Source organism: Vibrio sp. 3-2(1), assembly GCF_963887575.1.
Taxonomy (GTDB): Bacteria; Pseudomonadota; Gammaproteobacteria; order Enterobacterales; family Vibrionaceae; genus Vibrio; species Vibrio anguillarum.
Genome location: NZ_CAWPGB010000063.1, coordinates 34,821 through 50,824, shown reverse-complemented (window position 1 = coordinate 50,824; position 16,004 = coordinate 34,821). Strand labels below are relative to the sequence as shown.

Below are 16,004 nucleotides of genomic sequence, written 5' to 3'. Positions count from 1 at the left end.
GTACTTTTTGTGGGCCATTTTCGTGATTGAAACTCGCCCTTGCCCCTTGTTTTTTCAGTGTAAAGCATCCATGTTAATGGCTATTAAACGTCAGGTAGGAACTATCCATGCGTATCCCTAGAATTTATCATCCGACTCCTCTTCAACCCTCAAGCATTATTGCTCTCAATGATGATGCGGCTGGGCATATTGGCCGGGTGTTACGCATGCAAGCGGGCCAAGAAGTACTGCTTTTTGATGGCAGTGGCGCGGAATTCCCAGCGGAAATTACCGAGGTCAGCAAAAAAAATGTGCTGGTCAATGTGTTGAAAAGAGTCGAAAGCAGCTGTGAATCGCCTCTTAATTTACACCTTGGGCAGGTGATCTCGCGTGGAGACAAAATGGAGTTCACCATTCAAAAATCGGTCGAACTTGGCGTCAATACCATCACGCCTTTGATTTCTGAACGTTGCGGCGTGAAATTAGATGCCAAACGTTTTGAGAAAAAACTTGAACAGTGGCAAAAAATTGCAATCAGCGCTTGTGAGCAGTGCGGCCGCAATATAGTGCCGCTGATCCGCCCAATTATGCAGTTGGAAGAGTGGTGTGCCGAACCCAGTGATGCGCTCAAGCTCAACTTACATCCACGTGCGAAGTATTCGATTAATACCCTGCCTCAACCCATCAATAAAGTCCGTTTGTTGATTGGCCCTGAAGGGGGCTTATCAGAATCAGAAATTAGCATGACTGAACAGTACCATTTTGAAGAAACCTTGCTAGGCCCACGCGTACTGCGTACTGAAACTGCGGCCTTAACGGCTATTACTGCTCTTCAAGTTCGCTTTGGCGATCTTGGCTAACCGGAGAAAAACAATGATTAAACTTGGTATCGTCATGGACCCTATCTCGTCCATTAACATCAAAAAAGATTCCAGCTTTGCCATGTTGCTAGAAGCGCAGCGTCGTGGTTATGAAATCCACTATATGGAGATGAATGATCTACACTTAGATCAAGGTGTCGCTTTTGCCGATACCAAAGTGGTGACATTGAAAGAAGATCCGAACGGTTGGTATGAGTTTTTATCTGAGCAAACTATTCCACTGGCTGATCTCGATGCAGTGTTGATGCGTAAAGATCCGCCGTTTGACACTGAATATATCTACGCAACCTACATTCTAGAACGAGCAGAAGAAGCAGGAACATTAATCGTCAATAAGCCGCAAAGCTTACGTGACTGCAATGAGAAACTGTTTACGGCATGGTTCCCTGAACTAACGCCAACCACCATAGTGACGCGTAAAGCGGAAAAAATTAAAGCCTTCCGCGCGCAACATGGTGATGTGATTTTAAAACCGTTAGACGGTATGGGCGGGGCATCTATCTTCCGCGTTAAAGAGGGTGATCCAAACGTATCTGTCATTATCGAAACATTAACTAACCACGGCCAAAACTACTGTATGGCGCAAACTTTTGTACCTGACATCAACAACGGTGATAAACGTATTTTAGTGGTCGATGGTGAACCAATGCCTTACTGCCTAGCGCGAATTCCGGCACAAGGTGAAACCCGTGGCAATTTGGCAGCTGGTGGCCGTGGTGAAGCGCGTCCGCTAAGCGAAACCGATAAAAAAATTGCTCAAACTATTGCTCCAACATTGAAAGAAAAAGGCTTAATCTTTGTCGGACTTGACGTTATTGGCGACAAGCTCACTGAGATCAACGTGACGAGCCCTACGTGTATTCGTGAAATAGAGGCCGCCTTTGATATCTCAATTACCGGTAAGTTGATGGACGCGATTGAGCGTCGAATCAACAAGTCATGCTGAACTGGGCAAACTCTTGCCCAGTAATTTGCGATAGGTTGGAGGCAGTATGAATCTTACAAATCATTTTTTAGTCGCCATGCCAAGTATGAGAGACCCTTACTTCAAGCACAGTGTTATTTACATCTGTGAGCACAATGAAGAAGGGGCGATGGGCTTGATGATTAATGTGCCAATTGATATCACCGTGGGCGGCATGTTAAACCAAGTCGATGTTGAGCCAAGCTACCCGAAGCTTCAACTTGATAGCCTAAAAAGACCTGTATTGAATGGCGGTCCTGTTTCTGAAGATCGCGGTTTTATCCTACATCGACCGAAAGATCATTATGAATCCAGCATCCGTATGAGCGATGACATTGCCGTCACCACATCGAAAGATATTTTAGCGGTACTGGGCACGGATGCCGAACCAAGTCACTATCTTGTGGCTCTGGGTTATTCAGGCTGGGAGCCGGGTCAGCTTGAGTTAGAGCTGGCTGAAAATTCTTGGTTAACCATTGAGGCCGATCCAGATGTTATCTTTAATACGCCCATTAACGATAAGTGGAATCAGGCGATTAAAAAACTCGGCATTGATCCCATCCAACTCTCAGCGCAAGCTGGGCATGCTTAACTTTTACGGCTCTAACCTTGACGGCTCTAACTAGGTAACGCTCCTTTTTAGAGCCTTTATTGCACCATTCAAGATACTGATTATGACATCCAGAACCATTATGGCTTTTGACTTTGGCACCAAAAGCATCGGCAGTGCGATTGGCCAAGAAGTTACAGGCACCGCATCGCCACTTAAAGCCTTTAAAGCCAATGACGGAATTCCACATTGGCAAGAGATCGAAAAGCAGATCAAAGAGTGGCAACCCCATTTATTGGTGGTAGGGCTACCAACAGATTTGCACGGCAAAGCGTTGGAAACCATTACTCCGCGAGCCAAAAAATTTGCGCAGCGTTTACACGGGCGCTTTGGCTTACCCGTCGAGATGCATGACGAACGGCTTTCAACCCGGGAAGCGCGCGCCGACTTATTTGCCATGGGCGGCTACAAAGCACTGAGCAAAGGCAATGTCGATTGCCAATCAGCTGTAGTGATCTTAGAGAGCTGGTTTGAAGCGCAATGGGGCGCGTAACTTAACCTCACGCAACTTAACTTTAATACAGCGATGCAGCACAATCCCGAATCGAGTTCGGGATTGTTCGTCTTAAACTGCGACTATTCCATATCAATCTGCACGTTATCCAATGTGCCACTGCTGATCCCTTCGCCACGCTTTGTTTTTAACATTAAACGTAAATCGTTAGCCGAGTCAGCGCTGTGCAGTGCATCTTGTTCACTGATTTTGTCCTCAACGACCAGTTGATACAGTGCTTGGTCAAAAGTCTGCATCCCCACTTCTTTTGATTTGCCCATCGTCGCTTTCAATTCGTGCAGATCACCGCGGCGGATCAAATCGGAAATTCGAGGACTGTTGAGTAGAATCTCAAACACACCATGTCGTCCCTTGCCATTTTTATCGCGGATCAACTGCTGCCCCACGACGCCTTTGAGGTTCATCGACAGATCAAATAAAAACTGCTCTTTTTGCTCTTTAGGGACCAAATGCAAAATTCGCTCAAGCGCTTGGTTGGCATTGTTAGCATGTAACGTTGCCATACATAAATGACCAGTCTCGGCAAAGGTCATCGCATATTCCATCGTTTCACGTGAACGGATCTCACCAATTAAAATCATATCAGGGGCTTGGCGCAGCGAGTTTTTCAGCGCCACTTCGTAACTCTCGGTATCCAACCCCACTTCTCGCTGGGTCACAATGCAACGCTGATGCTCATGCACAAACTCAATCGGATCTTCCACTGTTAAAATATGCCCAGTTCGGTGCGAGTTACGATAACCCGTCATGGCCGCCATGGTGGTCGATTTGCCCGACCCCGTCGCGCCGACCACCAGCACCAGCCCACGCTTTGCAATCGAGAGATCTTGCAACACGCCCGGTAACTTTAATTCTTCAAAAGTGGGGATATGAGTTTCAATGCGGCGGATCACCGCACCGGGCAGCTCACGTTGGAAAAAAGCACTGACACGAAAGCGGCCAATCTCTCTCACCACTGCAAAATTGGCTTCACGTGTACGTTGAAATTCACGGCGGCGATCCTCATCCATCATGGCATCTAACAACGCCATCACCTGCGTTTGGGATAACTTTTCGCCATGAGCTCTTAACTCTCCATCGACGCGAAATAACACTGGCGCTCCTACGGTGAGGTACAAGTCGGAAGCTTTTTGAGTCAACATACCCTCAAGACATTGGTTCAGTTCCATGAGCTCTCTCTTAAAATGGTGATGAATTGACTTCCAGTTTTTTCTGCACTTCTTCTTGATCGACAATACCTTGCGCAATCAACTGTTTGGAATTCTGTTCCATGGTTTGCATGCCATGTGCCGCACCCGTTTGGATGATGGAATACATCTGCGCAACCTTATCCTCGCGGATCAAGTTACGAATCGCAGGAGTGGCAAGCATAATTTCATGACATGCGACGCGGCCCCCACCTAAACGTTTTAGCAACTTTTGCGCAATCACGGCTCGCAATGATTCAGAGAGCATTGAACGAACCATCTCTTTATCACTACCGGGAAACACATCAATGATCCGGTCGATGGTTTTCGCCGCAGAGCTGGTATGTAACGTGCCAAACACTAAATGCCCGGTTTCAGCCGCGGTTAACGCCAAGCTGATGGTTTCTTGATCGCGCAGCTCACCGACCAAGATTACATCCGGATCTTCGCGCAGCGCCGAGCGTAGAGCCGCTTTAAAACTGTGGGTATCTCGGTGTACTTCACGTTGGTTAACCAAACATTTATTGTTGCTATGCACAAACTCAATGGGGTCTTCAATGGTTAAAATGTGTTTGTTGTGATGAGAATTAATGTAATCAACCATTGCTGCCAGTGTGGTCGACTTACCCGACCCTGTTGGCCCAGTCACCAGCACCAATCCTTTCTCATAATTGGCGATTTTATTAAAAATGTCAGGCGCTTGTAGTTCTTCCAAGGTTGGGATCACCGTAGGAATCGTCCGAAAAACCGCAGAGCAGCCACGAGATTGATGGAAAGCATTGACACGAAAACGCCCTACATTAGGCAGCTCAAATGAGAAATCCACTTCCAGTTTCTCTTCAAATTCACTACGCTGAGCATCGTTCATGATCTCAAAAATCAAACGATGCACGTCAGCATGAGTAAAAGCAGGCACTCCGAGCTTTCTTACTTCACCATCTATCCGTACCATAGGTGGAACACCTGCAGATAGGTGTAGATCCGAAGCGTTGTGCTTTACACTAAAATCCAGTAGCTCAGCGATATCCATTTAATTTCCTTAGTAAAGTCAGGCTATGAGTAGTATTCAACAAAACATTGAACAGATCACTTCACAAATTGAAAGTGCACAACAAAAGTGTGGACGCGCTCGAGAGAGAGTGCAACTTTTAGCGGTCAGTAAGACCAAACCTGTCGAGGCGATTCTAGAAGCAGCGCGCGCTGGGCAACGTTTATTTGGTGAAAACTATGTGCAAGAGGGCGCGGATAAAGTTCAATACTTCAATACCTTGCACCCCGAACTGGATTTAGAATGGCACTTTATCGGCCCAATTCAGTCCAATAAATCGCGCATTGTGGCCGAGAACTTTGCTTGGGTGCATACGGTGGATCGAAGTAAAATTGCCCAGCGTTTAAATGATCAACGCCCAGCGGGCATGCCACCACTACAGATCTTGATTCAAGTCAACACCAGCGGCGAAAGCTCGAAATCGGGCATTGGTGAACACGAAATAGTTGAGTTGGCAGAGTTGATATCCGCGCTACCCAACCTCACGTTAAGAGGACTGATGTCTATTCCTGAGAATGTCCCCGATTACGCTGCGCAACTTGCCGCATTTCAAAAACTGGCGAGCTTACAAGCGCAATTGTCTGAACGTTTTTCAGGGTTAGATACGCTCTCAATGGGCATGAGTGGTGACATGCAAGCGGCGATTGAAGCTGGTAGCACTATGGTGAGGATCGGCACCGCTATTTTTGGTGCGCGTGATTACGCTTAGCACTGGCTTAACTATCAACCACATAATAATCAATCAGCGACAAGCAATTAGAGGTCAGCAGATGCAGCAGAGAAACATCACTTTTATCGGTGCAGGCAATATGGCCAAAGCAATTATTGCAGGCTTAGTCGCCAGCGGTTATCCATCTGATAGAATTACCGCGACCGCACCGTCAGAAACAAGACGCAAACCACTGGAAAGTGCTTATGGCATTCACACCACCAGCGATAATCTTGCCGCAGCGCAGCAAGCCGATGTGGTGGTACTGGCGGTCAAACCGCAGTTGATGGCCAGTGTCTGTCAACCTTTGCAATCCATTGATTTTAGAAATAAGTTGGTGATCTCCATTGCAGCAGGTGTTTCTGCGGCGCGCCTTAATGAGATGCTGGCGACCGAACTGCAACTAGTACGCGCCATGCCCAATACACCTTCGCTGATCAATCGAGGCATGAGCGGTCTATTTGCCACTCCAAGCGTATCAGAGCAAGACAAACGCTTTACCGCACAATTGCTACAAGCCGTTGGTGAAGTGTGCTGGGTTGAAAACGAGTCCGCCATTAATGGCATCATCGCCGCCGCAGGCAGTGCGCCTGCCTACTTCTTTTTGTTTATGGAAGCGATGCAAAATGAAGCCATCGCTCAAGGCTTTGATAAAGAAACGGCCCGTTTGTTAGTACAACAAGCGGCGTTAGGCGCAGCCGAAATGGTGGTGGCAAACCCTGAGATTGAACTCTCGACATTGCGTGAACAAGTGACCTCCAAAGGCGGCACCACCGCCGAGGCGATTCGCACCTTTAACGAGCATCAGCTTGCCAATATCGTTGCACAAGCGATGCAAGCGGCCGTAACTCGTGCACAAGAAATGGAAAAACTGTTTTAATCCTAGTGGCGTTTCACTAAGCTATAGCGCAAAAGCGCAAACGACACTCTACTCATATTAAGGGCTAGCTATGAATTCAATGAGTTTTTTGATCTCCACCCTGTTTGATCTGTACATCATGGTCGTAATTTTACGTATCTGGTTACAAGCAGCGCGTGCCGATTTCTATAACCCATTCTCCCAGTTTATCGTCAAAGCAACACAACCTGTGGTTGGCCCACTGCGCCGAGCGATTCCATCCATTGGTAGCCTAGATTTGGCCACGGTTCTCTTTGCGTACGTGCTGTGCGTATTGAAATTTATTGCCTTAATGCTGGTGGCATCAGGTGGTGCAGTTAGTTTTAGCGTCTACTTTTTATTCTTAGGCTTACTCTCGTTAGTCAAAGCCGCTGGCGGTTTACTGTTCTGGGTGCTGTTGATCCGCGCTATTCTTAGTTGGGTTAGCCAAGGCCGCAGCCCGATTGAATACGTATTTCATCAATTAACCGAGCCGATGCTTGCGCCGATCCGCCGTATCCTACCAGCGATGGGTGGTTTTGATTTAAGTGTATTGGTGCTGTTTATTGTGCTGCAGTTTGCTAACTTCCTAATGGGCGATTTTATTGGCCCAGTATGGTATCAGTTGTAATGTCATCTGCTGTTTGGCAAGAGGGAGAGGATCTAATCCTCAAACTCTACATCCAACCCAAAGCAAGCCGCGATAGTATCGTCGGCTTGCATGGTGAAGAGCTCAAAATTGCCATCACCGCACCGCCTGTTGATGGCAAAGCCAACGCGCATTTAACCAAATTCTTGGCTAAACAATTTAAAGTCGCCAAAGGTTTAATCGAGATAGAAAAAGGGGAATTGGGACGTCATAAACAAGTCCGAATTCATTCACCTCACGTGATACCACAGCCGATTGAAGCCATCTTGTGATGGCTTTTTATTTAGCCCACTCTGTTTTGTAAGGAGCACCACATGCGTAAATGGATGATAGCGTTTGTTATAGCCTTTATTTCGCTACCCACACTCGCCGAGCAGTTTCAAACCATCAAGAATGTTGAAGTTCACTACTCTGCCTTCAACTCAACATTTTTAACGCCACAAGTGGCGCGCAGTTATCAGCTAAAACGCAATGGTTACTCGGCTATTTTAAACATCAGCGTATTAGATAACTCGTCCTTAGGTAAACCAGCTATGGAAGCGATACTCAAAGGCAATGCGAAAAACCTAATCGGTCAGGTACGTGAACTTGAATTTAAACAATTCAAAGAGGGCAACGCGATTTATTACCTCGCTGAATTCCCCATTACTAATGAAGAGAATTTGAGTTTTGACATTGAGGTTGATGCGGGCTTAAAAGGTACCGGTAAGCTTAAATTCACCCAAAAATTCTACGTCGAAGAATAGAGAAATAGTGCAATGAAAAAAATAGTATTAGCCACAGGAAACCAAGGCAAAGTGCGCGAAATGGCTGATCTGCTGGTTGATTTCGGTTTTGATGTGGTGGCGCAAACAGAATTAAACGTCCCAGAAGCCGAAGAGACTGGCACCACCTTTATTGAAAATGCGATCATCAAAGCACGGCATGCTGCCAAAATCACTGGCTTACCTGCGATTGCCGATGACTCCGGCTTAGAAGTGGATTATCTGCAAGGTGCTCCGGGAATTTACTCGGCGCGCTACGCTGGTGAAAATGCCAGTGACCAACAAAACCTAGAAAAATTATTAGCGGCGATGGAAGGTGTACCAGACGAACAACGCACCGCTCGTTTTCATTGCGTGCTGGTTTTCATGCGTCACGAAAATGACCCAACACCATTGGTCTGCCATGGTACGTGGCAAGGTCGCATCTTGCACCAAGCTCACGGCAGTAACGGTTTTGGTTATGATCCGATCTTCTTTGTCCCTGAAGATAACTGCGCTTCAGCAGAACTGCTACCTGCACGTAAAAAGCAGCTTTCACATCGTGGCAAAGCGCTAAAAATGCTATTTAAAACCTTAAGCGAGCAAAATTCATAATGTTGCAACCACCCGCGCTGAGTTTGTACGTGCACATCCCGTGGTGTGTACAAAAATGCCCCTATTGTGATTTTAACTCTCACGCGCTAAAGCACGATATTCCTGAACGTGAATACATTGATGCGCTATTGGAGGATCTCGATACCGATATCGCCAAATACCGCCTTACAGACCATCCTCGCCCATTGCATTCCATTTTTATTGGCGGTGGTACACCGAGTCTTTTTTCTGCTGAAGGTATTGCTCGCCTGCTACAAGGCATTGAAGCGCGTATTGCGTTTAAGCCTGGGATTGAAATCACTATGGAGGCCAACCCGGGCACGGTAGAAGCTGACCGTTTTGTTGGATATCGACAAGCAGGGGTGACGCGCATCTCGATTGGTGTACAAAGTTTTGAGCCACAAAAACTGGCACGTTTAGGGCGAATTCATGGTCAACAAGAAGCGGTTAATGCCGCTCAATTAGCTCATCAAATTGGCTTAAACAGCTTCAACTTAGATTTGATGCATGGCTTACCCGATCAAAACTGTGAACAAGCGCTGGCCGATTTAGACAAAGCGATTGCACTAAACCCGCCTCATCTTTCTTGGTATCAACTGACCATTGAACCTAATACGGTTTTCTACTTTAAACCGCCTACTTTGCCAGATGATGACGCGCTGTGGGATATTTTTGAGCTGGGTCACCAAAAATTGGCCGCCGCTGGGTACGTGCAATATGAAATTTCTGGCTATAGCAAACCCGGCTATCAATGCCAACACAACTTAAATTACTGGCGCTTTGGTGATTATCTGGGGATTGGTTGTGGCGCGCATGGCAAGCTCAGCTTTAACGATGGGCGTATTGTACGCACCACTAAGGTGAAGCATCCGCGTGGCTATCTCAATTTACTCAAACCTTACTTGGATGACGAATTTGAAGTCGCCGCTGCGGATCGCCCTTTTGAATTCTTCATGAACCGCTTTCGCTTGATGGAACCTTGTCCGAAACAAGACTTTGTTGAAACAACTGGATTAAGTTTAAGCGTTATTCAACCAACGATAGATTGGGCACTAGCCGAACACTATTTAACGCAAACCGAAAGTCACTGGCAAATCACAGAAAAAGGAAAACTGTTTCTTAATGACTTGCTCGAAGCCTTTATGGCTGACGACTAAAAAGATAAACCCAACAGAGATTGGCTAACCTAATCGGTAGCCAATCTTTTGCCAAAAACACGGGCTGTCAGAAAATATTGAACTTAAAAGATAGAGCGACCAATACGCTCAGCCAAGAGTTCTAACATCTTAGTGCCCGCTAAAGAATTACCTGACGCATCAAGCTCTGGCGACCAAACCGCAATCGTCATCTCCCCAGGAACAACAGCAATAATACCGCCACCTACGCCCGATTTACCCGGCATGCCAACACGATAAGCGAACTCTCCTGCGCCATCATACAAACCGCAAGTAGCCAATAAGGCATTGATCTGCTTACTTTGTGTCGGCGTTACTATCGCTTCCTTGGTATGCACGGACACCCCTTTATTCGCCAGATAACTGAAGGTTTTCGCTAATTGAACACAGCTCATTTTAAGTGAACAAGCGTGAAAATAGTTGTGCAGGACCGGGATAACGTCATTATCGAAATTACCAAACGATCGCATCAAATAGGCGATGGCGGCATTGCGATCGCTGTGCATCATTTCTGAAGCCGCTACCACTTTGTCGTATACGATGCCCTCTTCACCCGACAACTGACGTACAAACTCCAGTAAGCGCTGCCGAGGGGCTGATAAACGGCTATGCAGCATATCCGCCACCACAATAGCTCCAGCATTGATAAAAGGGTTACGCGGAATGCCCTGCTCCATTTCAAGCTGGATCATCGAATTAAACGCTTGGCCTGAAGGTTCTTTTCCGACACGAAGCCATAGCTCTTCTGGTTTATAAAGCATCATAGCGAGCGTTAAGCTCAAAGCTTTAGAGATGGATTGAATTGAGAATCCTTCCGTGGCATCTCCAGCCGAAATCACTTCACCTTGATTGGTGTAAACCGCGATCGCCAGCTTGTTATTCGGTACTTTGGCTAAAGCAGGAATGTAATCGGCGACTTTTCCTTTGCCGATCAGTGGGCGAACCTCACACAAAATATCAGCAAGTAGATTGGGTGTTAGCTTCATGGGTGACCTTACCTCGGGTGAGAAATGTTTTTCTCTATTTTTATAATGATTTTCGTAGGGCGCTAAGGCCGAAAAAGCCAACATTACAACAATGTTGGCTTTTCTTTAATCGCTAATTTTGTTGCAGCAACAAAAGTGAGTCGTTACGCGGTGCGTTTATATTTGATATCCCACACACCATGACCTAAACGGTGACCACGCGCTTCAAATTTAGTCAAAGGACGCTCTTCTGGACGAGGAATATAGTCACCTTCTGCGGCAATATTGGCAAAGCCCGGCGCTTGATTCATCACTTCAATCATATGCTCAGCGTAGTTTTCCCAGTCCGTCGCCATATGAAAGATGCCCTCTTCCATTTTTAGTTTTTGACGCACCATTTCCGCAAATTCTAACTGCACAATACGGCGCTTATGGTGACGTTTTTTATGCCAAGGATCAGGGAAGAACAGTTGCAGTGTATGCAGGCTGCCATCAGGGATCATGTGTTCAAATACTTCCACTGCATCATGGCACATCACGCGTAAATTAGTCACGCCAGCATCACGAGCGGCTGACAAACAGGCGCCAACACCTGGGCTATGCACTTCAATACCAAAGAAGTTTTTTTGCGGTGCATTTTTAGCCATTTCAACTAATGAAGCGCCCATACCAAAACCGATTTCTAAAACCACCGGGTTATCGTTACCAAAAACCGCCGCCCAATCGAGCAATTGTGGCTGGAAATCAATACCCATTGTTGGCCAACATTCATTCATTGCCGCTTCTTGGCCTTTGGTTAATCGACCCTCACGACGAACGAAACTACGGATTCGACGCAGTATTTTGCCTTCTTCGGTATATTCGTTGGTGGTTACTTCACTCATTGATCTTGCCTGCACATTGATTAATCAAAGCGGGGATTATCCAAAGAATTATTCTCGGTGCAAGTGTTATCGAAATAAACTTGTTGGATAAATCCACACAATTTGTCCGTTTTACAACGTCACATTTATGTGGTGCAATTTTGCTCCACTAAAACTATAAACCAAAGAGCCTGTCGTGACACCTTTCGCTAACGCCATTTTAAAATGGTATGACGCCTATGGGCGCAAACATTTGCCGTGGCAACAAAACAAAACGGCCTACAGCGTTTGGCTGTCGGAAATTATGCTCCAACAAACTCAAGTCGCAACGGTAATCCCTTATTTCGAACGCTTCATGCAACGTTTTCCAACCGTGATTGATTTAGCCAATGCAGAACAAGACGAGGTACTGCACCTATGGACCGGCCTTGGTTATTACGCGCGTGCGCGCAATCTACACAAAGCAGCCAAAATAGTGGCCAGCGAATATGGCGGTGAGTTTCCCCTTGATATCGAACAGATGAATGCTCTACCGGGTATTGGCCGCTCAACCGCTGCGGCGGTGCTTTCTTCGGTTTATAAGCAGCCGCACGCCATTTTAGATGGTAACGTAAAGCGTACTTTAGCCCGCTGTTTTGCTGTCGAAGGCTGGCCGGGGCAAAAAAAGGTTGAAACTCAGTTGTGGCAACATGCCGAACAAAATACGCCAGCGCAAGATGTTGATAAATATAACCAAGCCATGATGGATATGGGGGCGATGGTCTGCACACGCAGCAAACCGAAATGCACGCTCTGCCCAGTTGAATCTTTTTGCATCGCCAATAAACAAAATAACCCACTCGATTATCCGGGCAAAAAACCAAAAACAGACAAACCAACCAAGCAAACTTGGTTTGTGATGCTACACCATAACCATCAAGTATGGTTAGAACAGCGCCCTCAAAGTGGAATTTGGGGTGGATTATTTTGCTTCCCTGAAAACCCCAATAGCGCCATCGAAGATCAACTTGATCACAGAGCCATCAAAGAGAGCGCTATCCGCTCTATTCGCCCACTCATCGCTTTTCGCCACACGTTTAGCCATTATCATTTAGAGATCACACCGATCTTGGTGGAGTTATCTCAACAACCGAACATCATCATGGAAGCAAGCAAAGGTCTTTGGTATAACTTAGCCCAACCGGAACAAATCGGCTTAGCCGCTCCTGTAAAACAGTTGCTAGAAAGCCTTCCATTTGAAATTAACCCTTAAAACACCGAAGAGGAAGTGACCATGAGCCGCACTGTATTTTGTGCTCGACTAAATAAAGAAGCCGACGGTTTGGATTTTCAACTGTACCCAGGTGAATTGGGTAAACGTATTTTTGACAACATCTCAAAAGAGGCTTGGGCACAATGGCAGCATAAGCAAACCATGCTGATCAACGAGAAAAAACTCAATATGATGGACCCTGAACATCGTAAATTGCTGGAAACCGAAATGACCAACTTCCTATTTGAAGGAAAAGAGGTCCATATCGAAGGCTACACGCCACCAAGCAAATAAGAGATACCTTATTTATTTCGAGGATAATCAATGACATCATGGTAAACGCTCTGATGTCATTTTTGTATTGGGAAGATAATGAGAAAGCTGACTTACTTTTTTATTGCAATGCTACTGGCCGGTTGTAGCCGAGAATTAGTTGAACGCATATACAGCGTCGATTATGAGCCGACCAACCGTTTTGCCAAAAACTTAGCGCAATTACCCGGGCAATTTGTCAAAGATACCGCCGCCTTAGATGCACTGATCGGCAGTTTTTCTGGCAATATTGAAAAACGCTGGGGCAGCAAAGAGATCAAAGTGGCCGGTAAAAGCAACTACGTAAAATATATCGATAATTACCTTAGTCGTTCCGAAGTCAATTTTGCCGAAGGAACCATCATTATCGAAACGGTTTCCCCAACCGACCCCAAAAAGCACCTACGCAATGCCATTATTACCACCTTACTGACGCCTGATGATCCAGCGCACGTTGACCTTTTCTCTTCACAAAATATCGAATTGAATGGTCAGCCATTTTTGTACAACCAAGTGCTTGATCAAGATAAACAACCGATCCAGTGGGGTTGGCGCGCGAATCGATTTGCTGATTATCTTATTGAAAATAAATTAAAAGTTAAGAACGTTGATTTCAAAAAAGCCTACTATGTGGAAATTCCTATGGTAGCGGATCATGCCTCTAAACGAGGTTATAAATACGCCGACATCGTGCACCGAGCCTCGAAAAAATATAACATTCCCGAAGATCTGATCTACGCGATCATAAAAACTGAAAGTAGCTTTAACCCCTACGCCGTCAGTTGGGCCAATGCGTATGGCCTGATGCAAGTGGTTCCTAAAACCGCAGGTCGAGATGTTTTTAAACTGGTCAAAAATAAATCTGGTGAGCCCAGTCCTGAATATCTGTTTGATCCCGAAAAAAATATTGATACGGGAACGGCCTATTTTTATATTCTGAAAAACCGCTACCTCAAAGAGGTCAGCCATCCAACGTCACTCGAATACAGTATGATTTCGGCCTACAACGGCGGCACAGGAGGAGTACTGAATACCTTTAGCAAAGATAGGAAACGAGCGATGAGGGACTTAAATTCACTGCAACCCAATCAAGTCTATTGGGCGCTGACCCAAAAACACCCTAATGCTGAATCGAGAAGGTACTTAGAAAAAGTAACAAAATTCAAAAAGGAATTTAACGCAGGTGGATAAAAAAGCGCAGCTTTGTCTAAATTCGCAGCAAACAAACCGTTTTTTCAAAATATTTCCAAAAAGCAGTTGACGATTGAAGGGAAAATCCGTTTAATAGCGCTCCGTTGCCCGGATAGCTCAGTCGGTAGAGCAGAGGATTGAAAATCCTCGTGTCGGTGGTTCGATTCCGCCTCCGGGCACCACAAATTAAATTGTTGGTGCTTTTGTTAAAGTAGCAGCAAGCAATAAATAAAGTGCGCCGACTTAGCTCAGTAGGTAGAGCAACTGACTTGTAATCAGTAGGTCACCAGTTCGATTCCGGTAGTCGGCACCATTTATTGCCTCGATAGCTCAGTCGGTAGAGCAGAGGATTGAAAATCCTCGTGTCGGTGGTTCGATTCCGCCTCGAGGCACCATTATTTGGTGCGAAGTCTTAGACTTACACAGATAATTCCCCCTTAGTTCAGTCGGTAGAACGGCGGACTGTTAATCCGTATGTCGCAAGTTCAAGTCTTGCAGGGGGAGCCACTTTTAAAGCCAAGTTTAACGACTTGGCTTTTTTATTACCTGTCATATTTATCCAATTCCCTCTACCTCTACAACGATTGAATTATGGGTCAGTCCATTTTCCGTCAAAAACTAAAACCAGTCTGGTGAGTTTGCTCCTTTAGTGTAACCAAGCGGATAAACGTGTGTTTTTCAACGCGCTTTTATTCGCTATTTGCTCCATTCAAAGCTCCTATTTTCTTTTCAACGCCTCTTTCCCTATCTAATCTGACACTAATTTTTAACGAAAATGGGCAAAAACGAGTCACTAAGTATAGAAAAACAACAAACGACATTTTTTTTGCATTTTACTGTTGACGTTAAATGCGAAAAACCTTTTAATACACCCCGTCGCCCGGATAGCTCAGTCGGTAGAGCAGAGGATTGAAAATCCTCGTGTCGGTGGTTCGATTCCGCCTCCGGGCACCACAGTTTCTAAATTGTTGGTGCCTAGCACAGACAATAAAATTAAAGATAAAAATGTGCCGACTTAGCTCAGTAGGTAGAGCAACTGACTTGTAATCAGTAGGTCACCAGTTCGACTCCGGTAGTCGGCACCATTCTTTAAAACCTGTTCCCCCTTAGTTCAGTCGGTAGAACGGCGGACTGTTAATCCGTATGTCGCAAGTTCAAGTCTTGCAGGGGGAGCCACTTTTCATCAATGAGCACTGCTTATTGATTCGGCGCCGACTTAGCTCAGTAGGTAGAGCAACTGACTTGTAATCAGTAGGTCACCAGTTCGATTCCGGTAGTCGGCACCATTTATCTGCATAAGATAAGCAAACATTCGTTCCCCCTTAGTTCAGTCGGTAGAACGGCGGACTGTTAATCCGTATGTCGCAAGTTCAAGTCTTGCAGGGGGAGCCACTTTCTAAAGCCAAGTTTTCAAACTTGGCTTTTTTTGTGTCTTGCGTATGCTCATAATAAAAAGAGCCAGTTTGCACC

At 45.9% G+C, this 16,004-nt stretch carries 18 protein-coding genes and 9 tRNA genes; 23 read left to right on the top strand and 4 right to left on the bottom strand.

Annotated features, from left to right (window positions below; translation table 11 throughout):
• Nucleotides 1-107 precede the first annotated feature (107 nt).
• The 4 genes from rsmE (at nt 108) to ruvX (ending at nt 2,927) form a co-directional block, all read left to right on the top strand.
• Complete coding sequence (gene rsmE, locus AACQ79_RS15855) at nt 108-839, top strand: 16S rRNA (uracil(1498)-N(3))-methyltransferase (RefSeq protein WP_013857814.1); 732 nt, start codon at nt 108-110, stop codon at nt 837-839.
• A gap of 13 nt (nt 840-852) precedes the next feature.
• Nucleotides 853-1,806 carry a glutathione synthase gene (gene gshB / locus AACQ79_RS15850; protein WP_170899359.1) on the top strand — a complete coding sequence of 318 codons (954 nt, stop codon included), beginning with the start codon at nt 853-855 and terminating at the stop codon, nt 1,804-1,806.
• 46 nt (nt 1,807-1,852) lie between these two features.
• The gene (locus AACQ79_RS15845; RefSeq protein ID WP_170899358.1) at nt 1,853-2,416 is read left to right on the top strand and encodes a YqgE/AlgH family protein; all 564 of its coding nucleotides are present in this window, start codon (nt 1,853-1,855) and stop codon (nt 2,414-2,416) included.
• Nucleotides 2,417-2,498: 82 nt separating this feature from the next.
• Nucleotides 2,499-2,927: a Holliday junction resolvase RuvX gene (gene ruvX / locus AACQ79_RS15840; protein WP_010320648.1), complete on the top strand. Its 429-nt coding sequence runs from the start codon at nt 2,499-2,501 to the stop codon at nt 2,925-2,927.
• An 83-nt stretch (nt 2,928-3,010) separates the two neighbouring features.
• Here the strand turns inward: ruvX and AACQ79_RS15835 are convergent, their stop codons facing one another.
• Together AACQ79_RS15835 and AACQ79_RS15830 are read right to left on the bottom strand one after the other, a co-directional pair.
• Nucleotides 3,011-4,117 carry a PilT/PilU family type 4a pilus ATPase gene (locus AACQ79_RS15835; RefSeq protein ID WP_017048293.1) on the bottom strand — a complete coding sequence of 369 codons (1,107 nt, stop codon included), beginning with the start codon at nt 4,115-4,117 and terminating at the stop codon, nt 3,011-3,013.
• A gap of 10 nt (nt 4,118-4,127) precedes the next feature.
• Nucleotides 4,128-5,165, bottom strand: a complete 1,038-nt coding sequence (locus tag AACQ79_RS15830; RefSeq protein WP_013857819.1) for a type IV pilus twitching motility protein PilT — start codon at nt 5,163-5,165, stop codon at nt 4,128-4,130.
• Nucleotides 5,166-5,190: 25 nt separating this feature from the next.
• On the opposite strand from AACQ79_RS15830, the gene AACQ79_RS15825 reads away from it, so the two are divergent.
• From AACQ79_RS15825 to hemW, 7 genes are all read left to right on the top strand, one after another.
• Nucleotides 5,191-5,892 carry a YggS family pyridoxal phosphate-dependent enzyme gene (locus AACQ79_RS15825; protein WP_170899357.1) on the top strand — a complete coding sequence of 234 codons (702 nt, stop codon included), beginning with the start codon at nt 5,191-5,193 and terminating at the stop codon, nt 5,890-5,892.
• A 61-nt stretch (nt 5,893-5,953) separates the two neighbouring features.
• A complete protein-coding gene (proC, locus tag AACQ79_RS15820; RefSeq protein WP_096036776.1) occupies nt 5,954-6,772 on the top strand; it encodes a pyrroline-5-carboxylate reductase in 819 nt (272 codons plus the stop codon).
• Between the two features lie 70 nt (nt 6,773-6,842).
• Complete coding sequence (locus tag AACQ79_RS15815; RefSeq protein WP_010320643.1) at nt 6,843-7,400, top strand: YggT family protein; 558 nt, start codon at nt 6,843-6,845, stop codon at nt 7,398-7,400.
• Nucleotides 7,400-7,690, top strand: a complete 291-nt coding sequence (gene yggU, locus AACQ79_RS15810) for a DUF167 family protein YggU (protein WP_088720811.1) — start codon at nt 7,400-7,402, stop codon at nt 7,688-7,690. The genes AACQ79_RS15815 and yggU overlap by 1 nt, the downstream gene beginning before the upstream one ends.
• Before the next feature lie 42 nt (nt 7,691-7,732).
• Entirely contained in the window at nt 7,733-8,164 is a 432-nt protein-coding gene (locus tag AACQ79_RS15805; RefSeq protein WP_170899356.1) for a DUF4426 domain-containing protein, read from the top strand.
• Nucleotides 8,165-8,176: 12 nt separating this feature from the next.
• Nucleotides 8,177-8,776 carry an XTP/dITP diphosphatase gene (locus AACQ79_RS15800; RefSeq protein WP_017042394.1) on the top strand — a complete coding sequence of 200 codons (600 nt, stop codon included), beginning with the start codon at nt 8,177-8,179 and terminating at the stop codon, nt 8,774-8,776.
• Entirely contained in the window at nt 8,776-9,933 is a 1,158-nt protein-coding gene (hemW, locus tag AACQ79_RS15795; RefSeq protein ID WP_094150988.1) for a radical SAM family heme chaperone HemW, read from the top strand. Before AACQ79_RS15800 ends, hemW begins: the two co-directional genes overlap by 1 nt.
• 83 nt (nt 9,934-10,016) lie before the next feature.
• Here hemW and glsB read toward each other — a convergent pair whose 3' ends face one another.
• Together glsB and trmB are read right to left on the bottom strand one after the other, a co-directional pair.
• Entirely contained in the window at nt 10,017-10,937 is a 921-nt protein-coding gene (glsB, locus tag AACQ79_RS15790) for a glutaminase B (protein WP_026028230.1), read from the bottom strand.
• 143 nt (nt 10,938-11,080) lie between these two features.
• Nucleotides 11,081-11,800, bottom strand: coding sequence for a tRNA (guanosine(46)-N7)-methyltransferase TrmB (gene trmB / locus AACQ79_RS15785; RefSeq protein WP_026027213.1), 720 nt, complete (start codon nt 11,798-11,800; stop codon nt 11,081-11,083).
• Between the two features lie 175 nt (nt 11,801-11,975).
• Here trmB and mutY point away from each other — a divergent pair, with 175 nt between their 5' ends.
• The 12 genes from mutY to AACQ79_RS15725 all read left to right on the top strand — a co-directional run bounded on the left by mutY (nt 11,976) and on the right by AACQ79_RS15725 (nt 15,926).
• Nucleotides 11,976-13,031 carry an A/G-specific adenine glycosylase gene (mutY, locus tag AACQ79_RS15780; RefSeq protein WP_013857828.1) on the top strand — a complete coding sequence of 352 codons (1,056 nt, stop codon included), beginning with the start codon at nt 11,976-11,978 and terminating at the stop codon, nt 13,029-13,031.
• A 21-nt stretch (nt 13,032-13,052) separates the two neighbouring features.
• Complete coding sequence (locus AACQ79_RS15775; RefSeq protein WP_010320634.1) at nt 13,053-13,325, top strand: oxidative damage protection protein; 273 nt, start codon at nt 13,053-13,055, stop codon at nt 13,323-13,325.
• A gap of 78 nt (nt 13,326-13,403) precedes the next feature.
• On the top strand, nt 13,404-14,534 hold the full coding sequence (gene mltC / locus AACQ79_RS15770; RefSeq protein ID WP_094166178.1) for a membrane-bound lytic murein transglycosylase MltC: 1,131 nt from the start codon (nt 13,404-13,406) through the stop codon (nt 14,532-14,534).
• Between the two features lie 106 nt (nt 14,535-14,640).
• Nucleotides 14,641-14,716, top strand: a tRNA-Phe gene (locus tag AACQ79_RS15765).
• A gap of 55 nt (nt 14,717-14,771) precedes the next feature.
• Nucleotides 14,772-14,847, top strand: a tRNA-Thr gene (locus AACQ79_RS15760).
• Between the two features lie 6 nt (nt 14,848-14,853).
• Nucleotides 14,854-14,929 (top strand) — tRNA-Phe (locus AACQ79_RS15755).
• 36 nt (nt 14,930-14,965) lie between these two features.
• Nucleotides 14,966-15,041: transfer RNA gene (locus tag AACQ79_RS15750), tRNA-Asn, on the top strand.
• Between the two features lie 371 nt (nt 15,042-15,412).
• Nucleotides 15,413-15,488: transfer RNA gene (locus tag AACQ79_RS15745), tRNA-Phe, on the top strand.
• A 55-nt stretch (nt 15,489-15,543) separates the two neighbouring features.
• Nucleotides 15,544-15,619: transfer RNA gene (locus AACQ79_RS15740), tRNA-Thr, on the top strand.
• Between the two features lie 15 nt (nt 15,620-15,634).
• Nucleotides 15,635-15,710, top strand: a tRNA-Asn gene (locus tag AACQ79_RS15735).
• 34 nt (nt 15,711-15,744) lie between these two features.
• Nucleotides 15,745-15,820 (top strand) — tRNA-Thr (locus AACQ79_RS15730).
• 30 nt (nt 15,821-15,850) lie between these two features.
• Nucleotides 15,851-15,926: transfer RNA gene (locus AACQ79_RS15725), tRNA-Asn, on the top strand.
• Nucleotides 15,927-16,004 lie beyond the last annotated feature (78 nt).

Bases quoted from the DNA above. Each gene is read 5' to 3' on its own strand.
- AACQ79_RS15830 (WP_013857819.1), bottom strand. From the start codon at position 5,165: ATGGATATCGCTGAGCTACTGGATTTTAGTGTAAAGCACAACGCTTCG.
- AACQ79_RS15825 (WP_170899357.1), top strand. From the start codon at position 5,191: ATGAGTAGTATTCAACAAAACATTGAACAGATCACTTCACAAATTGAA.
- ruvX (WP_010320648.1), top strand. From the start codon at position 2,499: ATGACATCCAGAACCATTATGGCTTTTGACTTTGGCACCAAAAGCATC.
- hemW (WP_094150988.1), top strand. From the start codon at position 8,776: ATGTTGCAACCACCCGCGCTGAGTTTGTACGTGCACATCCCGTGGTGT.
- proC (WP_096036776.1), top strand. From the start codon at position 5,954: ATGCAGCAGAGAAACATCACTTTTATCGGTGCAGGCAATATGGCCAAA.
- gshB (WP_170899359.1), top strand. From the start codon at position 853: ATGATTAAACTTGGTATCGTCATGGACCCTATCTCGTCCATTAACATC.
- glsB (WP_026028230.1), bottom strand. From the start codon at position 10,937: ATGAAGCTAACACCCAATCTACTTGCTGATATTTTGTGTGAGGTTCGC.
- AACQ79_RS15835 (WP_017048293.1), bottom strand. From the start codon at position 4,117: ATGGAACTGAACCAATGTCTTGAGGGTATGTTGACTCAAAAAGCTTCC.
- trmB (WP_026027213.1), bottom strand. From the start codon at position 11,800: ATGAGTGAAGTAACCACCAACGAATATACCGAAGAAGGCAAAATACTG.
- AACQ79_RS15805 (WP_170899356.1), top strand. From the start codon at position 7,733: ATGCGTAAATGGATGATAGCGTTTGTTATAGCCTTTATTTCGCTACCC.
- AACQ79_RS15845 (WP_170899358.1), top strand. From the start codon at position 1,853: ATGAATCTTACAAATCATTTTTTAGTCGCCATGCCAAGTATGAGAGAC.
- AACQ79_RS15800 (WP_017042394.1), top strand. From the start codon at position 8,177: ATGAAAAAAATAGTATTAGCCACAGGAAACCAAGGCAAAGTGCGCGAA.
- AACQ79_RS15815 (WP_010320643.1), top strand. From the start codon at position 6,843: ATGAATTCAATGAGTTTTTTGATCTCCACCCTGTTTGATCTGTACATC.
- AACQ79_RS15775 (WP_010320634.1), top strand. From the start codon at position 13,053: ATGAGCCGCACTGTATTTTGTGCTCGACTAAATAAAGAAGCCGACGGT.
- mltC (WP_094166178.1), top strand. From the start codon at position 13,404: ATGAGAAAGCTGACTTACTTTTTTATTGCAATGCTACTGGCCGGTTGT.
- yggU (WP_088720811.1), top strand. From the start codon at position 7,400: ATGTCATCTGCTGTTTGGCAAGAGGGAGAGGATCTAATCCTCAAACTC.
- rsmE (WP_013857814.1), top strand. From the start codon at position 108: ATGCGTATCCCTAGAATTTATCATCCGACTCCTCTTCAACCCTCAAGC.